The following is an 18,990-nucleotide window of genomic DNA, read 5'->3' as shown; positions in this document are numbered from 1 at the left end:
TCGTTGTTCTGTTCCCCGTACTCGATGGAAAGGCCCCGGCCACGATGGTGCAGATCAAGACCCCCGAGCAGATCGCGAAGATGCGCGAGGCGGGGCTGGTCGTCGCCGCCATCCACGCGGCGACCCGTGAGGCCGCCGTGCCCGGCGCCACCACCCGGGACCTCGACGAGGTCGCGCGCAAGGTGATCGCCGACCACGGGGCGAAGTCGAACTTCCTCGGTTACGGCGGCTTCCCCGCGACCATCTGCACCTCGGTCAACGAGGTCGTCGTCCACGGCATCCCCGACGAGAAGACCGTCCTCAAGGACGGCGACATCATCTCGATCGACTGCGGCGCGATCGTCGACGGCTGGCACGGCGACGCCGCGTACACCGCCTTCGTCGGCACCGGTCACGCCCCGGAGCTGATCGAGCTCTCCCGGGTGACCGAGGAGTCGATGTGGGCCGGCATCGCCGCGATGCGGGTGGGCAACCGGCTGGTGGACATCTCGAAGGCGATCGAGTCCTACATCAAGCGCCAGCCGCGGCCGGCGGTCGGCGACCACAGCCTCGGGAAGTACGGCATCGTCGAGGACTACGGCGGCCACGGCATCGGCACCGAGATGCACATGGACCCGCACCTCCTGAACTACGTCTCCCGCAAGCGCGGCAAGGGCCCCAAGCTGGTCCCCGGCTTCTGCCTGGCGATCGAGCCGATGGTCTCCCTCGGCACGCCGCGCACGGAGGTCCTGGAGGACGACTGGACCGTCGTCACCACCGACGGCACCTGGTCCTCCCACTGGGAGCACAGCGTCGCCCTCACGGAGGACGGCCCCCTGGTCCTCACCGCCGTCGACGGCGGCAGGGCGAAGCTGGCGGAACTGGGCATCACCGCCGCGCCCGACCCGCTGGCGTGAGCGGCGGAATCCCGGCGGAGTAAGGATCTTCCGCGCTGGGCACACTCTCCCGATTCGTCTTTTGGGAGGGCCTGGCGTAGACTGATGCGTCGGCTCTCGTGTACCCGTGTGTCCGCACCGGAGTGCGAGAGTCGATCAAGGTAGCCGATTCGAAGGGCGAAGCGTGGCCAAGAAGCAAGGTGCCATCGAGATCGAGGGCACCGTGATCGAGTCCCTGCCGAACGCCATGTTCAGGGTGGAGCTCCAGAACGGTCACAAGGTCCTCGCGCACATCTCCGGAAAGATGCGTATGCACTACATCCGCATCCTCCCGGACGACCGGGTCGTCGTGGAGCTGTCTCCGTACGACCTGACGCGCGGCCGGATCGTCTACCGGTACAAGTAGATCTTGCCCGTACCCGCCTTCCGCGCGGGTGGTGGCACTGACCCGGAGAACCTCACATCCCATGAAGGTCAAGCCGAGCGTCAAGAAGATCTGCGACAAGTGCAAGGTGATCCGCCGTCACGGCCGGGTCATGGTCATCTGCGACAACCTGCGCCACAAGCAGCGCCAGGGCTGACGCACGCCGACCGACCTGCATCTCGCAGTTCTTCGCGCGACGCATAGCAACACGTGTACATACGCAGAACCCGTCCGGCCGTGATCCACGGCTGACGGCACCTCCGGCGGGGGCCGGGGACCCGATTCGTACCTCGTACGGCGGTCGGGAGCGGTTCTGCGGCAGACCCCCGAACACACAGGAGCCATTGAATGGCACGCGTTTCCGGTGTTGACATCCCGCGCGAGAAGCGTGTGGTGGTCGCACTCACCTACGTCTTCGGCATCGGGCGCACCCGGTCCGAGGAGATCCTCGCCGCGACCGGCGTGAACCCGTCCACCCGTGTCCGCGACCTTGCCGAGGAAGACCTCGTCAAGATCCGCGAGTACGTGGACGCCAACCTCCAGACCGAGGGTGACCTCCGCCGCGAGATCGCCGCCGACATCCGCCGCAAGGTCGAGATCGGCTGCTACCAGGGCCTGCGCCACCGTCGTGGCCTGCCCGTCCGCGGTCAGCGCACCAGCACGAACGCTCGTACCCGCAAGGGCCCGCGTCGCGCCATCGCCGGCAAGAAGAAGCCGGGCAAGAAGTAGTCCTCAGCGGACGCTTGACCAAGCGGTCTTCGCTGTAGGACCGACCACCTCCCGTAGGAGTTAAGAGATGCCCCCCAAGGGACGTCAGGGCGCTGCCAAGAAGGTGCGCCGCAAGGAAAAGAAGAACGTCGCTCACGGCCACGCGCACATCAAGAGCACGTTCAACAACACGATCGTCTCGATCACGGACCCGTCCGGCAACGTGATCTCCTGGGCCTCCGCCGGCCACGTCGGCTTCAAGGGCTCGCGCAAGTCCACCCCCTTCGCCGCGCAGATGGCCGCCGAGTCGGCCGCCCGCCGCGCGCAGGAGCACGGCATGCGCAAGGTCGACGTCTTCGTCAAGGGTCCCGGCTCCGGCCGTGAGACCGCGATCCGCTCCCTCCAGGCCACCGGCCTCGAGGTCGGCTCGATCCAGGACGTCACCCCCACGCCGCACAACGGCTGCCGTCCCCCCAAGCGCCGCCGCGTCTGACGCGTCGCCTGCTTGACCTGGGCATTCGGGCGGTGCGCCCCCTCCGGGGGGCGTGCCGCCCGTACCCTTGCAGTACGCAGTACCGCAAGACCCCCGTCGGGCGTCAAATAGTGGGCGTCCACGAATGAAGGAACACACATGCTTATCGCTCAGCGTCCGTCGCTGACCGAAGAGGTCGTCGACGAGTTCCGCTCCCGGTTCGTGATCGAGCCGCTGGAGCCGGGCTTCGGCTACACCCTCGGCAACAGCCTCCGTCGTACCCTCCTCTCCTCGATCCCGGGTGCCGCCGTCACCAGCATCCGCATCGACGGCGTCCTGCACGAGTTCACCACCGTGCCGGGCGTCAAGGAGGACGTCACCGACCTCATCCTCAACATCAAGCAGCTGGTCGTCTCCTCGGAGCACGACGAGCCGGTCGTGATGTACCTGCGCAAGCAGGGCCCGGGTCTGGTCACCGCCGCCGACATCGCGCCCCCGGCCGGTGTCGAGGTGCACAACCCCGACCTCGTCCTGGCGACCCTGAACGCCAAGGGCAAGCTGGAGATGGAGCTGACCGTCGAGCGCGGTCGCGGCTACGTCTCCGCCGTCCAGAACAAGCAGGTGGGCCAGGAGATCGGCCGCATCCCGGTCGACTCCATCTACTCGCCGGTCCTCAAGGTCACCTACAAGGTCGAGGCGACCCGAGTCGAGCAGCGCACCGACTTCGACAAGCTCATCGTCGACGTCGAGACCAAGCAGGCCATGCGCCCGCGCGACGCCATGGCGTCCGCCGGCAAGACCCTGGTCGAGCTGTTCGGTCTCGCCCGCGAGCTGAACATCGACGCCGAGGGCATCGACATGGGCCCGTCCCCGACGGACGCCGCCCTCGCCGCCGACCTCGCGCTGCCGATCGAGGAGCTGGAGCTCACCGTCCGCTCCTACAACTGCCTCAAGCGCGAGGGCATCCACTCCGTGGGTGAGCTCGTGGCGCGCTCCGAGGCCGACCTGCTCGACATCCGCAACTTCGGTGCGAAGTCGATCGACGAGGTCAAGGCGAAGCTGGCCGGCATGGGCCTCGCGCTCAAGGACAGCCCGCCCGGATTCGACCCGACCGCCGCGGCGGACGCCTTCGGCGCCGACGACGACGCGGACGCCGGGTTCGTCGAGACCGAGCAGTACTGAGGGCTCGGGCCTTCGGGTCCGTACTCGGGTGCGGGTGGACTGTGGCTGTTCGCGCAGTTCCCCGCTCCCCTTCCCGGGGCGTACGCCCCGGTCTCCGACAGGTAACCGCCTGCTCGGACACTGACTCCGGTACCTGACACGGCCGGGGCAGACACTAGGAGAAACACCAATGCCGCGTCCCACCAAGGGTGCCCGCCTCGGCGGTTCCGCCGCGCACGAGAAGCTGCTCCTCGCCAACCTGGCGAAGTCGCTCTTCGAGCACGGCCGCATCACGACGACCGAGGCCAAGGCCCGCCGCCTGCGTCCGGTCGCCGAGCGCCTGATCACCAAGGCGAAGAAGGGCGACATCCACAACCGTCGCCTGGTGCTGCAGACGATCACCGACAAGGGCGTCGTCCACACCCTCTTCACCGAGATCGCCCCGCGCTACTCGGAGCGTCCCGGCGGTTACACCCGCATCACCAAGATCGGCAACCGTCGTGGCGACAACGCCCCGATGGCCGTGATCGAGCTGGTCGAGGGCGAGATCGCCAAGAAGGCGACCGTCGCCGAGGCCGAGGCCGCCACCAAGCGCGCCGTCAAGGAGGCCGACGAGGCCGCCGCCGTCGAGGCGACCGAGGACGAGGCGAAGGACGCGTAAGCGTTCCCGCGACGTTTCTCGCGGACGGGCCCGCACCCCCTGGGGTGCGGGCCCGTTCCCGTGTGTCTGAGAGGATTTTCTGGTGAGTGATGACGTGCAGCCCGGGTTCGTACGGGTACGGCTCGACCTTTCGTACGACGGCAGGGACTTCTCCGGCTGGGCCAAGCAGGCCCGCGGGCAGCGGACCGTGCAGGGCGAGATCGAGGACGCGCTGAGGACCGTGACGCGGTCCCCGGAGACGTACGAGCTGACCGTCGCCGGCCGGACCGACGCCGGGGTGCACGCGCGCGGGCAGGTCGCCCACGTGGACCTGCCGGAGGGGCTGTGGGAGGAGCACCGCGAGAAGCTGCTCCGGCGGCTCGCCGGGCGGCTCCCGCACGACGTGCGGGTGTGGAGCGTGGCCGAGGCCCCCGCGGGCTTCAACGCGCGTTTCTCGGCGATCTGGCGGCGGTACGCGTACCGGGTCACCGACCACCCCGGCGGCGTCGACCCGCTGCTGCGCGGGCACGTGCTGTGGCACGACTGGACGCTCGACATGGACGCCATGAACGAGGCCGCGGCGGCGCTGGTCGGCGAGCACGACTTCGCCGCGTACTGCAAGAAGCGGGAGGGCGCGACGACCATCCGCACCCTTCAGGAGCTGCGCTGGGAGCGGCGGCCCGACGGCGTCCTGGAGGCCACGGTCAAGGCCGACGCCTTCTGCCACAACATGGTCCGCTCGCTGGTCGGCGCGCTGCTCTTCGTCGGCGACGGGCACCGGCCGGTGGAGTGGCCGGGCAAGGTGCTGGCCGCCGGCGTCCGGGACTCCGCGGTGCACGTCGTGCGGCCCCACGGCCTCACCCTCGAAGAGGTCGGCTACCCGGCCGACGACCAGCTCGCCGCCCGCAGCCGCGAGGCCCGCAACAAGCGCACCCTCCCGGGCGTCGCGGGCTGCTGCTGAGCCTGCGCGGCGGCCCCGCAGCTACTGCGGCGGTACCGGGGCGGCGGCCTTCGCCTGGCTCTTGCCGCGGGCGTAGATCTGGTTGAAGGCGAAGGTGCCCAGGTCGTCGCTGGCCCGGAAGACGGACGTGTCCTCCGTGGTGACCTTGGTGCCGTCGGTGAAGCCCGCCTGGGTGAAGTAGGCGTAGCGGCCGACCGAGTTCGAGCGGCGGAGGCAGACCGTCGCGTGGCAGAAGTTCCCCACGCCCGCGCCGGCGAGGGGGGCGATGCCGCCGCTGGCCTGCTTCTTCGCGGCCAGGGCGGCCTTCTCCGAGGGGAAGACGGCGACGCCGACGGTGACCGCCACGCCGTCCCTGACGTAGGTGGCGCGCACCACCCGCTGACAGCCGTTCTTCTTCAGCACCGAGCCGAGCGCGCCCTGGGTGACCGAGACGCAGTTCGTCGTCGAGGAGGTCGCGCCCTTCTTGTAGGGGCGGCCGTACATGGTGAGCTTCTTGCCGGGGAAGAGGCCCTCGGCGGTCAGCGGCGCCCGGTCCTTCTTCGGGTCGGTGATGTAGTCCTTCGGGTCCGGCGGGGGCGGCGGGGCGACCGAGGAGAAGGTCGGCGCGGGGGTGGGGGAGGCCGTCGCGGTGGCCGAGACCGTGGGGGTCGGGCCGCCGTTCTTGGCCTCCTCGTTCTTCTTGTTGGTGGCCACGACGGCGGTCGCGACGACCGCGCCCACGGCGAGGGTGGCGACGACCCCGCCCGCGACCACCAGGCGGCGCTTGCGGCGGCTGCCGGCCTCGGAGGCGGCCGCGAGGGCGCCCCAGTCGGGGGTGCCGTCGCCCTGTCCGCCCGCGAAGGGGTCCTGCGGCGGCGGATAGCCGTACCCGTGCTGCGGCTGCTGCTGTCCGTACGGCCCCGGCTGCTGCGGGTACCCGTAGCCGGGCCGCTGTCCGTACCCCTGCTGCCCCTGCTGCCCCTGTTGCTGCGGCTCCTGCGGCCACTGCGGTCCCCCAAAGCTCATGCCGCGCATCCTAAACCGCTTGGGAGAAGCCGACGCGGGCGGCGACAATGCACTCCATGGGACATGTCGAGGCCGCGCATCTGGAGTACTACCTTCCCGACGGGAGGGTCCTCCTCGGGGACGCCTCCTTCCGGGTCGGGGAGGGCGCGGTCGTCGCGCTGGTCGGGGCCAACGGCGCCGGCAAGACCACCCTCCTGCGGATGATCGCGGGAGACCTCCAGCCGCACGGCGGCTCCGTCACCGTCAGTGGCGGGCTCGGCGTGATGCCGCAGTTCATCGGCTCCGTGCGGGACGAGTCGACCGTCCGCGACCTGCTCGTCTCCGTGGCGCACCCGCGGATCCGGGAGGCGGCGAAGGCGGTCGACGAGGCCGAGCACCTGATCATGACCGTCGACGACGAGGCCGCGCAGATGAAGTACGCGCAGGCGCTCGCCGACTGGGCGGAGGTGCAGGGGTACGAGGCCGAGACGCTGTGGGACATCTGCACCATGGCCGCGCTCGGCGTGCCGTACGAGAAGGCGCAGTTCCGGCAGGTGCGGACGCTCTCCGGCGGGGAGCAGAAGCGGCTCGTCCTGGAGTCGCTGCTGCGCGGCACCGACGAGGTGCTGCTCCTCGACGAGCCGGACAACTACCTGGACGTGCCGGGCAAGCGGTGGCTGGAGGAGCGGCTGCGGGAGACCCGCAAGACGGTGCTCTTCATCTCCCACGACCGGGAGCTGCTCTCCCGGGCCGCGCAGAAGATCATCGCGGTGGAGCCCGGCGCGGCCGGCTCCGACGTGTGGGTGCACGGCGGCGGCTTCGACACCTTCCACGAGGCCCGGCGGGAGCGGTTCGCCCGCTTCGAGGAGCTGAAGCGGCGCTGGGAGGAGAAGCACGCGCAGCTGAAGAAGCTGGTCGTCAACCTGCGGCAGGCGGCCGCGGTCAGCCACGAGATGGCGTCCCGGTACGCCGCCGCCCAGACCCGGCTGCGGAAGTTCGAGGAGGCCGGCCCGCCGCCGGAGCCGCCGCGCGAGCAGGACATCCGGATGCGGCTGCGCGGCGGCCGGACCGGCGTCCGTGCCGTGACCTGCGAGAACCTTGAGCTCACCGGGCTGATGAAGCCCTTCTCGCTGGAGATCTTCTACGGGGAGCGGGTCGCCGTCCTCGGCTCGAACGGCTCCGGCAAGTCCCACTTCCTGCGGCTGCTCGCCGGTGACGGGTCGGTGGCGCACACGGGCGTGTGGAAGCTGGGCGCGCGGGTCGTCCCCGGGCACTTCGCGCAGACCCACGCCCACCCCGAGCTGGCCGGGCGCCCGCTCGTCGACATCCTGTGGACCGAGCACGCCAAGGACCGGGGCGCGGCCATGTCCATGCTGCGCCGGTACGAGCTGGAGCGGCAGGGCGACCAGGCCTTCGACAAGCTCTCCGGCGGCCAGCAGGCCCGCTTCCAGATCCTCCTCCTGGAGCTGGCCGGCACCACGGCGCTCCTCCTCGACGAGCCCACGGACAACCTGGACCTGGAGTCCGCCGAGGCCCTCCAGGACGGCCTGGAGTCCTACGAGGGCACGGTCCTCGCCGTCACCCACGACCGCTGGTTCGCCAAGAGCTTCGACCGCTACCTGGTCTTCGGGTCCGACGGCGTGGTGCGCGAGACGACCGAGCCGGTGTGGGACGAGCGGCGGGTGGAGCGGGCGCGCTGATCCCGGGGGGCGTACGACGGGGGTGGTCCGGGCGCGTTTTGACCCGCCCGGGGGCGCCCGGGTACGCTTCTGGTTTGTTATGCGTATTGGCTTCGTCGTTCTCACGCGGAGGGGCCTTACGCGGTTCCCTGGAGCAGTTACCAGTGGCTTGCATACGGGCGGTGTCCCGGCAGTGTGTGCCCCAGCTGCATGATCGCTTCAGGTGTGTCTGGACTCCATCCACTGAAGAAGCGAAGGCTACGAAGTGCGTACGTACAGCCCCAAGCCCGGCGATGTCACTCGCCAGTGGCACATCATCGACGCGCAGGACATCGTCCTGGGCCGTCTGGCGACGACGGCTGCGAACCTCCTGCGAGGCAAGCACAAGCCGGTCTACGCCCCCCACATGGACATGGGCGACTTCGTCATCATCATCAACGCCGACAAGGTCCACCTGTCCGGCAACAAGAAGACCCAGAAGATGGCGTACCGCCACTCCGGCTACCCGGGTGGTCTGCGCTCCGTCCGTTACGACGAGCTTCTGGAGAAGAACCCCGAGAAGGCCGTCGAGAAGGCCATCAAGGGCATGATCCCCAAGAACTCCCTGGGCCGTCAGATGCTCTCGAAGCTGAAGGTCTACGCGGGCGAGAACCACCCGCACGCTGCCCAGCAGCCGGTCCCGTTCGAGATCACCCAGGTCGCGCAGTAGTTCCGGCCACACCCCCTAAGAACGAAAGAAATCTGAGGAGCATCGTGGCCGAGACCACCCCTGAGACCCCCGTCGACGAGTTCGAGGGCGTCGAGGAGTACACCACCGAGACCGAGGTCGTCGAGGGTGACTACACCTCCGAGTCCCTCGCGTCGCGCTTCGGCGACCCGCAGCCGGCCGCCGGCCTGGGCCGTCGCAAGAACGCCATCGCCCGCGTCCGGATCGTCCCGGGCACCGGCAAGTGGAAGATCAACGGGCGTACGCTCGAGGACTACTTCCCGAACAAGGTCCACCAGCAGGAAGTCAACGAGCCCTTCAAGGTGCTCGAGCTCGACAACCGCTACGACGTGATCGCCCGCATCGCGGGTGGCGGCGTCTCCGGCCAGGCCGGCGCCCTGCGCCTCGGTGTCGCCCGCGCCCTGAACGAGGCCGACGTCGAGAACAACCGCCCGGCGCTGAAGAAGGCCGGCTTCCTCTCCCGTGACGACCGTGCGGTCGAGCGGAAGAAGGCCGGTCTCAAGAAGGCCCGCAAGGCTCCGCAGTACAGCAAGCGCTAATCGCCTGCTCGCACTGCTTGTACGTACGCCCCGGCGCACTGCGCGTGCCGTCGGGGCGTACGTTTTTTCTCAACCCTTTTCACCCGGACCCTTCCCCCCCGGGCCTTTTCATCCTTGGGCACGCATTTTCGGAGGACAGCTGTGGGACGACTCTTCGGCACCGACGGCGTACGCGGCGTCGCCAACGCGGACCTGACGGCGGAGCTGGCGCTCGGCCTGTCGGTCGCGGCGGCGCACGTGCTCGCCGAGGCGGGTACCTTCGAGGGCCATCGGCCGACCGCCGTGGTCGGGCGTGACCCGCGGGCGTCCGGAGAGTTCCTGGAGGCGGCCGTCGTCGCCGGTCTCGCCAGCGCCGGCGTCGACGTCCTGCGCGTCGGCGTCCTGCCGACCCCGGCCGTCGCCCACCTCACCGGCGTCCTCGGCGCCGACCTCGGTGTGATGCTCTCCGCGAGCCACAACGCCATGCCCGACAACGGCATCAAGTTCTTCGCCCGCGGCGGCCACAAGCTCGCCGACGAGCTGGAGGACAAGATCGAGGCCGTGTACGAGGAGCACCGCACCGGCGCCCCCTGGGACCGCCCGACCGGTGCCGGCGTCGGCCGCGTCCGCGACTACGACGAGGGCTTCGAGACCTACGTCTCCCACCTCCTCGACGTGCTGCCCAACCGCCTCGACGGCCTGAAGATCGTCCTCGACGAGGCCCACGGCGCCGCCGCCCGCGTCTCGCCCGAGGCCTTCACCCGCGCCGGCGCCCAGGTCGTCACCATCGGTGCCGCCCCCGACGGCCTCAACATCAACGACGGCTGCGGCTCCACCCACCTGGAGCTGCTGAAGGCCGCCGTCGTCGAGCACGGCGCCGACTTCGGCATCGCGCACGACGGCGACGCCGACCGCTGCCTCGCCGTCGACCACACCGGCGAGGAGGTGGACGGCGACCAGATCCTCGCCGTGCTCTCCCTCGCCATGCGCGAGGCCGGCACCCTGCGCGGCGACACCGTCGTCGCCACCGTCATGTCCAACCTGGGCTTCAAGCTCGCCATGGAGCGCGAGGGCCTCACCCTCGTCCAGACCGCGGTCGGCGACCGCTACGTCCTGGAGTCCATGAAGGAGCACGGCTACGCCCTCGGCGGCGAGCAGTCCGGGCACGTCATCGTGCTCGACCACGCCACCACCGGCGACGGCACCCTCACCGGCCTCATGCTGGCCGCCCGGGTCGCCGCCACCGGCAAGTCCCTCGCGGAGCTGGCCTCCGTGATGGAGCGGCTGCCGCAGATCCTCATCAACGTGAAGGACGTCGACAAGTCCCGCGTCACCACCTCCGGCGAGCTGGCCGCCGCCGTCGCCGACGCCGAGCGCGAGCTGGGCACCACCGGCCGCGTGCTGCTCCGCCCCTCCGGCACCGAGCCGCTGGTCCGCGTCATGGTCGAGGCCGCCGACATCGAGCAGGCCCGCTCGGTCGCGCAGCGCCTCGCCGACGCCGTGAAGTCCGCGCTGGGCTGAACCCCCTGAGCGGTACGGGCCGGGCCCCGCGCACTCCGGTGCGGCGGGGCCCGGCCCGTACCCCGCTCAGCTCCTGCGCAGCCGGCGCCTCAGCTTGCCCCGCTGGGTGTCCCACAGCCACTTCTGCGCCAGCAGCGTCGCCGTGCCCGCCAGCATGATGCCCAGCAGGTTCAGCAGCAGCTGCTCGACCGAGCCCCAGGTCTGGCCGACCTCGCCGTAGCTCAGCGCCACCGCCGCGTTCGCCGCCGCCGGGACCGTCGTCACCGAGATCGCCACGCCCACCAGGGCGCCCGCCTTCGACGAGGTCAGCGACAGGGTGCCGGCCGCGCCCGCGAGCAGCGCCACCACGAAGGAGAACGGGTCCGGCTGCCAGATGAACGACGTCTGCGGCCGCTCCGCGTCCAGCTGCGCCCTGCTGAACAGCCCCAGCGCGTCCATCACCAGGCTGAACAGCGCCGTCACCGCGATCGCCGCCAGGAAGCCGACGAGCAGCGCCACCAGGCAGCGGACCGCCAGCCGCGGCGCCCGCTTCACGATCGCCGTGCACACCCCGGCGACCGGCCCGAACTCCGGGCCGACGGCCATCGCGCCGACGATCAGGATCGCGTTGTCCAGGACCACACCGCAGGCCGCGATCATCGTCGCCAGCAGCATGAAGGAGAGGTACGTGAGGGAGAGCGTCGACTCCTCGTGGGTCGACTCCGCCAGCTGCTCCCAGATCACCGCGTCCGCGCCCTCGCCGGGGGCCTCCTCCTCGGCCGCGTCCGCCCGCTCCGACATCGACAGGTCGATGTTCTCGACGGCGATCGAACCGTCCTGATCGATCCTCAGCTCCCGCAGTCCGTGCAGCAGTTCGTCGCCCGCCTCGCGGGCCACGTCGCACAGCACGAGGTCCCCGGCCGGGTCCCGGGCCGCCCCGGCGAGCACCACCAGGTGGGTGGTGCCGACCGTGGCGCCGATCAGCTCGGTCACCGCCTCCGTGCGGTCCGGGGGCACGATCATCCGCAGATGCAACATCCCCCGAGCTTACGGAGGTCAGAGCTTGCGCAGGCTCAGGCGCTGCACCTTGTGGTCCGGGCCCTTGCGGACCACGAGCGTCGCCCGGCCGCGCGTCGGCGCCACGTTCTCCAGGAGGTTGACCTTGTTGACGGTCCGCCACATCGTGCGGGCGTAGTCCAGGGCCTCCTCCTCGGAGACCTGCGTCCAGCGCCGGAAGTACGAGGACGGGTCCTGGAAGGCGGTCTCCCGCAGCTTGCGGAAGCGGTTCAGGTACCAGCCCTCGATGTCCTCCGGCCGGGCGTCCACGTACACCGAGAAGTCGAAGTAGTCCGCCAGACCGACCCGGGTCCGCCCGTCCTTGCCGGGCAGCGCCGGCTGGAGCACGTTCAGCCCCTCGACGATCAGGATGTCGGGGCGGCGCACGACGAGCTGCTCGCCCGGCACCCGGTCGTAGATGAGGTGCGAGTAGACCGGTGCGGTGACCTCCTCCTTGCCCGCCTTCACGTCGGCGACGAACCGGGTCAGCGCCCGGCGGTCGTACGACTCGGGGAAGCCCTTCCGGGACATCAGCCCGCGGGCCTTCAGCTCCGCCATCGGGTAGAGGAAGCCGTCCGTGGTGATCCGCTCCACCCGCGGGTGCTCGGGCCAGCGGGCGAGGAGTGCCTGGAGGAGCCGGGCCACCGTCGACTTGCCGACGGCGACGGAGCCCGCGACCCCTATGACGAACGGCGTGCCGCGCTGCTCGCCGCTCTCGCCGAGGAAGGTGTTGAGGGCGCCGCGCAGACCGCTGGTGGCCTGCACGTACAGGTTGAGCAGCCGGGAGAGCGGCAGGTAGACGTCCCGGACCTCGTCGAGGTCGATGACGTCTCCCAGACCCTGGAGGCGCTCGACCTCCTCGGCGGTCAGGGGGAGCGGGGTCTTGTCGCGCAGGGCGCTCCACTCGGCGCGGGTGAGGTCGACGTACGGGGTCGGCTCGGAGGACCTGCGGGAGGTCCCCCCGTTCCCGGCTCCGTTGCCGTGGGCGCTTCGTGGCGGCGAGGTGATCACCCCGCCATTGTCCCGGCTTCCCGTCCGCCGTGGGCCGTGGGGTGGGTCACGTGCCGCGCGGTTGACGCCGGCCGACCCGACTCCGTGCGGGGTCCGGGCCGGGGGCGCCCTCCGGCCGTAGGCTGCCGTCATGTGCGGAATCGTGGGATACGTCGGCGGGCAGTCGGCGCTTGATGTGGTCGTCGCGGGGCTGAAGCGGCTGGAGTACCGCGGGTACGACTCGGCCGGGGTCGCCGTGCTCGCGGACGGCGGGCTCGCCGCCGCGAAGAAGGCGGGCAAGCTCGTCAACCTGGAGAAGGAGCTCGCCGAGCGGCCGCTGCCCGGCGGCTCCGTCGCCGTCGGGCACACCCGGTGGGCCACCCACGGCGGCCCCACCGACGCCAACGCGCACCCGCACCTCGACAACGCCGGGCGCGTCGCCGTCGTGCACAACGGGATCATCGAGAACTTCGCCGCCCTGCGCGAGGAGCTCGCCGAGCGCGGCCACGACCTGCTCTCGGAGACCGACACCGAGGTCGTCGCGCACCTCCTCGCCGAGGAGTTCTCCTCCGTGGGCGACCTCGCCGAGGCCATGCGGCTGGTCTGCCGGCGGCTCGACGGGGCCTTCACCCTGGTCGCCGTCCACGCCGACCAGCCCGACGTCGTCGTCGGCGCCCGCCGCAACTCGCCGCTGGTCGTCGGCGTCGGCGAGGGGGAGAACTTCCTCGCCTCCGACGTCTCCGCCTTCATCGCCCACACCCGGTCGGCGATCGAGCTCGGCCAGGACCAGGTCGTCGAGCTCACCCGGGACGGCGTCACCGTCACCGACTTCGACGGGGCGCCCGCCGACGTCCACGCCTTCCACGTCGACTGGGACGCCTCCGCCGCCGAGAAGGGCGGCTACGACCACTTCATGCTCAAGGAGATCGCCGAGCAGCCGAAGGCGGTCGCCGACACCCTCCTCGGGCGGATCGACGCGAGCGGCCGGCTCGCCCTCGACGAGGTGCGCATCCCCGACGCGGTGCTCCGCGAGGCCGACAAGGTCGTCATCGTCGCCTGCGGCACCGCCTTCCACGCCGGGCTGATCGCCAAGTACGCCATCGAGCACTGGACCCGGATCCCGTGCGAGGTCGAGCTGGCCAGCGAGTTCCGGTACCGGGACCCGATCCTCGACCGGCGGACCCTCGTCGTCGCGATCTCGCAGTCCGGCGAGACCATGGACACCCTGATGGCGCTGCGGCACGCCCGCGAGCAGGGCGCCAAGGTCCTCGCGATCTGCAACACCAACGGCTCGACGATCCCGCGCGAGTCCGACGCCGTGCTGTACACCCACGCCGGGCCCGAGGTGGCCGTCGCCTCCACGAAGGCCTTCCTCACCCAGCTCGTCGCCTGCTACCTCCTCGCCCTCTACCTGGGGCAGGTGCGCGGCACCAAGTGGGGCGACGAGGTCCGGGCCGTCGTCCGCGAGCTGGCCAGGATCGGCGAGGAGGTCGAGCGGGTCCTGGAGACCATGGAGCCGGTGCGGGCGCTGGCCCGCTCCCTCGCCCACAAGGACACGATCCTCTTCCTCGGCCGGCACGTCGGCCACCCGGTGGCCCTGGAGGGCGCGCTGAAGCTCAAGGAGCTGGCGTACATGCACGCCGAGGGCTTCGCGGCCGGGGAGCTGAAGCACGGGCCGATCGCCCTCATCGAGGAGGACCTGCCGGTCGTCGTGGTGGTTCCCTCGCCGAAGGGGCGCTCGGTCCTCCATGACAAGATCGTCTCCAACATCCAGGAGATCAGGGCCCGGGGCGCCCGCACGATCGTGATCGCTGAGGAGGGCGACGAGGCCGTCGTGCCCTTCGCCGACCACCTCGTCCGGATCCCCGCCACGCCCACGCTGCTCCAGCCGCTCGTCTCGACCGTGCCGCTCCAGGTCTTCGCCTGCGAGCTCGCCGCCGCCCGGGGCAACGAGGTGGACCAGCCGCGCAACCTGGCCAAGTCCGTGACGGTGGAGTGAGGGAAGAAGTGATCATCGGGGTGGGGATCGACGTGGCGGAGATCGACCGCTTCGCCGCGTCGCTGGAGCGGACGCCGGCGCTGCTGGAGCGCCTCTTCGTGGAGGAGGAGCTGTTCCTCCCGAGCGGCGAGCGCCGCGGCCCGGCCTCCCTCGCCGTGCGGTTCGCCGCCAAGGAGGCCCTGGCCAAGGCGCTCGGCGCGCCCGGGAACCTGCACTGGACGGACGCCGAGGTGTACGCAGAGCCCACCGGACGGCCCCGGATCCGGGTCCGGGGCACGGTGGCGGCCCGCGCGGCCGAGCTGGGCGTGCGGCACTGGCACGTCTCGCTGAGCCATGACGCGGGGGTGGCCTCGGCGGTGGTGATCGCCGAGGGGTGACCGCGCCGGGCGGGCGCGCGGGTGCGGACGCGGGAGCGGGGCCCGGCCGCGGGGAGGCGGCACCGGGCCCCGTACCGTGCCGCGCGCGACCGCCAGGGCCGGCGATGGATGCGAGTGCCGCGCGCGGAGCCTCGACCGCCCCCCGGGGGCTCCTCCTCGGCGCGCCGCCGGCACCGGTGAGGGCGGTGCGGGTGCGCGGGGCGGAGCAGCCCCTCCACGACGGGGTCGGTTAGGTAAGGCAAACCTAAGTTTACCGGTGAGAGGGTGTCAAGCCGCGCGTTCCGGCCACTCCCCGGCCGCCCCGTTCGCCTTCTCCCGGGCGGGGGCCCGCCCCCTGCGGCAGACTGCTGCCCATGCGCACCGCTCACCACGTGGAGACCGTCCGGGCCGCCGAGGCCGCGCTGATGGCCCGGCTGCCCGAGGGGGCGCTGATGCACCGCGCCGCCGCCGGGCTCGCCGCCGCCTGCTGCTCGCTGCTCGGCAGGGGACGCGTGTACGGCTCCCGGGTCGTCCTCCTCGTCGGCAGCGGCGACAACGGCGGCGACGCCCTGTACGCCGGCGCCCGGCTGGCCCGGCGCGGCGCCGGGGTCGCCGCCGTGCTGCTCGGCGGCCGCGCCCACGGGGCCGGCCTCGCCGCGCTCCGGGCGGCCGGCGGGCGCGTCACCGAGGACCCGTACGAGGCGCTGGCCGCCGCCGACCTCGTCCTCGACGGCGTCACCGGCATCGGCGGGCGCGGCGGACTGCGCCCCGAGGCCGTCCCCGTCGCCCGCGCCGCGCGCGGCTCCGACGCGGTCGTGGTCGCCGTCGACCTGCCCAGCGGCGTCGACGCCGACACCGGCGAGGTCGCGGGCGAGGCCCTGCGCGCCGACGCGACCGTCACCTTCGGCACGTACAAGCCGGGGCTGCTCGTCGACCCGGGTCGGGAGTACGCGGGCGCGCTGCGGCTCGTGGACATCGGCATCGGCCCGTACCTGCCCTCGGTGCCCGACCTGGAGGCGCTCCAGCACGAGGACGTGGCCCGGCTGCTGCCGGAGCCCGCCGCCGAGAGCGACAAGTACCGGCGGGGCGTCCTCGGGATCGTCGCCGGCTCCGCCCGCTACCCGGGCGCCGCCGTCCTCGCCGTCGCGGGCGCGCTGCGCGGCGGGGCCGGGGCCGTGCGGTACGTGGGACCCGCCCGCGAGGCGGTGATCGCCGCCCACCCGGAGACGCTGGTGCACGCGGGCCCGCCGGAGAAGGCCGGCCGCGTCCAGGCCTGGGCCGTCGGACCCGGCCTCGGCGACGGGCCCGGCGCGGAGGTCGCCGTCGCCGAGGTGCTCGCCTCCGACGTGCCCGTCCTCGTCGACGCCGACGGCCTGCGCGCCCTGGACCCGGAGGCCGTGCGGGAGCGCGCCGCGCCCACCCTGCTCACCCCGCACGCCGGCGAGGCGGCGGCCCTGCTCGGCACCGACCGGGCGGAGGTGGAGGCCCGCAGGCTCGCCGCCGTCCGCGAACTCGCCGCCCGCTACGGCGCCGCCGTCCTCCTCAAGGGCTCGACCACCCTGGTCTGCGGCCCCGGCGGCACCGGCCCGGTCCGGGTCAACCCGACCGGCACCCCCTGGCTCGCCACCGCCGGCTCCGGCGACGTCCTGTCCGGCCTCGCCGGCTCGCTCCTCGCCGCCGGACTCGGCCCCCTCGACGCCGCCTCCTGCGCCGCCTACCTGCACGGCCTCGCCGCCCGCCGGGCCTCCGCCGGCGCCGGACCGATCACCGCGACCGAGGTGGCCGACGCGCTGCGCGCCGCCTGGCGGGACGTGCGGGAGCCCTGACCGCGCCGCGCCCACGGTCGGCGCAACCCGGTTGCTCCGCGCGTGGGGCAGCGCGTGCCGGGCCGGCCGGGGGCGGGTTCGGATGGACCGGTGAGCAGATGGAGAAGCCGAATCCTGTCGTCGTTGCTGGCCGCCGCCGTCACGGCGGGCGCCGCCCCCGCGTACGCGGAGGAGCCCGCGCCCGACGCCCTCGTCCCCGGCGTCGCGGGCGCCGGACGCCCCGAGTACCCCATGGACACGCCCGACCAGGTGCTGCCCCCGGTCGCCCCCGACGGCGAGATCCCCGTCCCCGAACCGGAGACCGAGCCCGACGAACTCGTCGAGTACCTGCCGCGCCACGCCGTCAAGGCCGCCTGCACCGCCCAGACCGGGATGTACCAGCGGCAGGTCGAGCGGCTGCTGAGGCTCAAGGCCGACGGGAAGCAGTCCGCCGCCGACTGCCGGGCGATCCGCGCCTTCCAGACCCGGCAGAAGATCAAGCCCGCCAACGGCTACGCCGGCCCCGTCACCTGGGCCCGCGCCGAACTGCTCGCCGCCCGGAAGAACCCCAACGCCGCCAAGAAGTGCCCCGTCCGCTCCCACCCGGTCGCCTGCGTCGACCTGAACCGCGAGCTGATGTGGGTGCAGAAGGGCGAGAAGATCACGTACGGCGTGGTCAACATCCGCAGCGGCCGGGCCGGCTACCGCACCCGCACCGGCTGGCACACCGTCTACTGGCGCCACAAGGACCACTGGTCGACCATCTACGACACGCCGATGCCGTTCTCCCAGTTCTTCGACGGCGGGCAGGCCTTCCACGGCGTCTACGGGGCCATCGCCACCCCCACCGGGAGCCGCGGCTGCGTGAACCTGACCTACAAGAACGCCGAGAAGCTCTGGTCCGTCCTCCGCAAGGGTGACCGGGTCTACATCTGGGGCAAGCGGCCGGGGCTGTGACCACCTGAGAGACTGGGCGCGATGACTGAGACAGCACTCCCGCCCCGACGGGCCCGCGCCGAGATCGACCTCGGAGCGCTGCGCGCCAACGTCCGCGCGCTGCGCTCCCGCGTCGCCCCCCACGTCCGGATCATGGCCGTGGTCAAGGCCGACGCGTACGGACACGGCGCGGAGCGCTGTGCCCGCGCCGCCCTCGACGCGGGCGCGGACTGGCTCGGCACGGCCACCCCGCAGGAGGCGCTGGCGCTGCGCGCCGCCGGGATCACCGGCGTCCCCGTCCTGTGCTGGCTGTGGACCCCCGGCGACCCGTGGGACGCGGGCATCGAGGCCGGGCTCGACATGGCGGTCAGCGGCCTGTGGGCGCTGGAGGAGGTCACCGCCGCGGCCCGCCGCACCGGCGGCACGGCCAGGATCCAGCTCAAGGCCGACACCGGCCTCGGCCGCAACGGCTGCCAGCCCGCCGACTGGCCGGCGCTGGTCGCCGAGGCGCTGAAGGCCGAGCAGGAGGGCCTGGTCAAGGTCACCGGCCTCTGGTCCCACTTCGCCTGCGCGGACGAGCCGGGCCACCCCTCGATCACCGCCCAGCTCGACGTCTTCCGCTCGATGCTCGACTACGCGGAGAAGGCCGGGATCGAGCCCGAGGTCCGGCACATCGCCAACTCGCCCGCCACCCTCACCCTGCCCGAGACCCACTTCGACCTGGTCCGGCCCGGCATCGCGATGTACGGCGTCTCGCCCGCGCCCGAGCTGGGCACCTCCGCCGAGCTCGGCCTGCGCCCGGTGATGTCGCTGAAGGCGAGCGTCGCCCTGGTGAAGGAGGTCCCGCCCGGCCACGGCGTCTCCTACGGCCACCACTACGTCACCGGCGGCGAGACCACCCTCGGCCTGATCCCGGTGGGCTACGCCGACGGCGTCCCCCGGCACGCCTCCGGCCGCGGCCCGGTCCTCGTCGACGGCAAGGTCCGCACGGTCGCCGGACGGGTCGCCATGGACCAGTTCGTGGTGGACCTCGGCGGCGACCGGCCCGAACCCGGCACCGAGGCCGTCCTGTTCGGCTCCGGCGACCACGGCGAGCCGACGGCCGAGGACTGGGCGGCGGCCGCCGGCACCATCGCGTACGAGATCGTCACCCGGATCGGCGCGCGCGTGCCGCGCGTCTACGTGGGGGAGTAGCCCGG

20 protein-coding genes are annotated in these 18,990 nt (G+C 72.1%); 17 read left to right on the top strand and 3 right to left on the bottom strand.

Features of this window, described 5'->3' with window-relative positions; genetic code table 11:
• Window positions 1–44: 44 nt before the first annotated feature.
• The 8 genes from map (at window position 45) to truA (ending at window position 5,241) form a co-directional block, all read left to right on the top strand.
• Window positions 45–896 carry a type I methionyl aminopeptidase gene (gene map / locus AB0E83_RS07545; RefSeq protein ID WP_362107380.1) on the top strand — a complete coding sequence of 284 codons (852 nt, stop codon included), beginning with the start codon at window positions 45–47 and terminating at the stop codon, window positions 894–896.
• 163 nt (window positions 897–1,059) lie between these two features.
• Window positions 1,060–1,281 carry a translation initiation factor IF-1 gene (gene infA / locus AB0E83_RS07540; RefSeq protein WP_014047798.1) on the top strand — a complete coding sequence of 74 codons (222 nt, stop codon included), beginning with the start codon at window positions 1,060–1,062 and terminating at the stop codon, window positions 1,279–1,281.
• A gap of 61 nt (window positions 1,282–1,342) precedes the next feature.
• Window positions 1,343–1,456 (top strand): 50S ribosomal protein L36, encoded by a 114-nt coding sequence (gene rpmJ, locus AB0E83_RS07535; RefSeq protein ID WP_003956441.1) that lies wholly within the window; start codon window positions 1,343–1,345, stop codon window positions 1,454–1,456.
• A gap of 191 nt (window positions 1,457–1,647) precedes the next feature.
• Complete coding sequence (rpsM, locus tag AB0E83_RS07530) at window positions 1,648–2,028, top strand: 30S ribosomal protein S13 (RefSeq protein WP_015035595.1); 381 nt, start codon at window positions 1,648–1,650, stop codon at window positions 2,026–2,028.
• A gap of 67 nt (window positions 2,029–2,095) precedes the next feature.
• Window positions 2,096–2,500: a 30S ribosomal protein S11 gene (gene rpsK / locus AB0E83_RS07525; protein ID WP_003956432.1), complete on the top strand. Its 405-nt coding sequence runs from the start codon at window positions 2,096–2,098 to the stop codon at window positions 2,498–2,500.
• A gap of 138 nt (window positions 2,501–2,638) precedes the next feature.
• Window positions 2,639–3,661 carry a DNA-directed RNA polymerase subunit alpha gene (locus AB0E83_RS07520; protein ID WP_004946635.1) on the top strand — a complete coding sequence of 341 codons (1,023 nt, stop codon included), beginning with the start codon at window positions 2,639–2,641 and terminating at the stop codon, window positions 3,659–3,661.
• A gap of 169 nt (window positions 3,662–3,830) precedes the next feature.
• Window positions 3,831–4,301, top strand: a complete 471-nt coding sequence (gene rplQ / locus AB0E83_RS07515) for a 50S ribosomal protein L17 (RefSeq protein WP_265864057.1) — start codon at window positions 3,831–3,833, stop codon at window positions 4,299–4,301.
• An 82-nt stretch (window positions 4,302–4,383) separates the two neighbouring features.
• On the top strand, window positions 4,384–5,241 hold the full coding sequence (gene truA / locus AB0E83_RS07510; protein WP_362107377.1) for a tRNA pseudouridine(38-40) synthase TruA: 858 nt from the start codon (window positions 4,384–4,386) through the stop codon (window positions 5,239–5,241).
• Window positions 5,242–5,262: 21 nt separating this feature from the next.
• Here truA and AB0E83_RS07505 read toward each other — a convergent pair whose 3' ends face one another.
• Window positions 5,263–6,246: a hypothetical protein gene (locus AB0E83_RS07505; RefSeq protein ID WP_362107374.1), complete on the bottom strand. Its 984-nt coding sequence runs from the start codon at window positions 6,244–6,246 to the stop codon at window positions 5,263–5,265.
• Window positions 6,247–6,302: 56 nt separating this feature from the next.
• Between AB0E83_RS07505 and AB0E83_RS07500 the strand changes: the two genes are divergently transcribed.
• The 4 genes from AB0E83_RS07500 (at window position 6,303) to glmM (ending at window position 10,670) form a co-directional block, all read left to right on the top strand.
• Entirely contained in the window at window positions 6,303–7,925 is a 1,623-nt protein-coding gene (locus tag AB0E83_RS07500) for an ATP-binding cassette domain-containing protein (protein WP_362107371.1), read from the top strand.
• Window positions 7,926–8,169: 244 nt separating this feature from the next.
• Window positions 8,170–8,613: a 50S ribosomal protein L13 gene (gene rplM / locus AB0E83_RS07495; protein ID WP_030494272.1), complete on the top strand. Its 444-nt coding sequence runs from the start codon at window positions 8,170–8,172 to the stop codon at window positions 8,611–8,613.
• Window positions 8,614–8,657: 44 nt separating this feature from the next.
• On the top strand, window positions 8,658–9,170 hold the full coding sequence (rpsI, locus tag AB0E83_RS07490; RefSeq protein WP_030494273.1) for a 30S ribosomal protein S9: 513 nt from the start codon (window positions 8,658–8,660) through the stop codon (window positions 9,168–9,170).
• 141 nt (window positions 9,171–9,311) lie between these two features.
• The gene (glmM, locus tag AB0E83_RS07485; protein WP_362107367.1) at window positions 9,312–10,670 is read left to right on the top strand and encodes a phosphoglucosamine mutase; all 1,359 of its coding nucleotides are present in this window, start codon (window positions 9,312–9,314) and stop codon (window positions 10,668–10,670) included.
• A gap of 66 nt (window positions 10,671–10,736) precedes the next feature.
• On the opposite strand, the gene AB0E83_RS07480 is transcribed toward glmM, so the two are convergent.
• Both AB0E83_RS07480 and coaA read right to left on the bottom strand, forming a co-directional pair.
• A complete protein-coding gene (locus AB0E83_RS07480; protein WP_362107364.1) occupies window positions 10,737–11,687 on the bottom strand; it encodes a DUF389 domain-containing protein in 951 nt (316 codons plus the stop codon).
• 18 nt (window positions 11,688–11,705) lie between these two features.
• Window positions 11,706–12,716 carry a type I pantothenate kinase gene (gene coaA / locus AB0E83_RS07475; protein WP_362107361.1) on the bottom strand — a complete coding sequence of 337 codons (1,011 nt, stop codon included), beginning with the start codon at window positions 12,714–12,716 and terminating at the stop codon, window positions 11,706–11,708.
• Window positions 12,717–12,846: 130 nt separating this feature from the next.
• On the opposite strand from coaA, the gene glmS reads away from it, so the two are divergent.
• The 5 genes from glmS to alr all read left to right on the top strand — a co-directional run bounded on the left by glmS (window position 12,847) and on the right by alr (window position 18,985).
• Window positions 12,847–14,694: a glutamine--fructose-6-phosphate transaminase (isomerizing) gene (gene glmS / locus AB0E83_RS07470; RefSeq protein ID WP_362107359.1), complete on the top strand. Its 1,848-nt coding sequence runs from the start codon at window positions 12,847–12,849 to the stop codon at window positions 14,692–14,694.
• A gap of 8 nt (window positions 14,695–14,702) precedes the next feature.
• Window positions 14,703–15,071: a holo-ACP synthase gene (locus AB0E83_RS07465; RefSeq protein WP_362107356.1), complete on the top strand. Its 369-nt coding sequence runs from the start codon at window positions 14,703–14,705 to the stop codon at window positions 15,069–15,071.
• Between the two features lie 353 nt (window positions 15,072–15,424).
• Window positions 15,425–16,876, top strand: a complete 1,452-nt coding sequence (locus AB0E83_RS07460) for an NAD(P)H-hydrate dehydratase (RefSeq protein ID WP_362107353.1) — start codon at window positions 15,425–15,427, stop codon at window positions 16,874–16,876.
• Window positions 16,877–16,966: 90 nt separating this feature from the next.
• Window positions 16,967–17,812, top strand: a complete 846-nt coding sequence (locus AB0E83_RS07455) for a L,D-transpeptidase family protein (RefSeq protein ID WP_362107350.1) — start codon at window positions 16,967–16,969, stop codon at window positions 17,810–17,812.
• 21 nt (window positions 17,813–17,833) lie between these two features.
• The gene (alr, locus tag AB0E83_RS07450; RefSeq protein WP_362107347.1) at window positions 17,834–18,985 is read left to right on the top strand and encodes an alanine racemase; all 1,152 of its coding nucleotides are present in this window, start codon (window positions 17,834–17,836) and stop codon (window positions 18,983–18,985) included.
• Window positions 18,986–18,990 lie beyond the last annotated feature (5 nt).

Origin of the sequence: Streptomyces sp. NPDC035033 (genome assembly GCF_040636735.1) — a bacterium.
In the GTDB taxonomy this organism is placed as follows: domain Bacteria; phylum Actinomycetota; class Actinomycetes; order Streptomycetales; family Streptomycetaceae; genus Streptomyces.
This window is presented reverse-complemented; position numbering and strand designations above follow the sequence as displayed.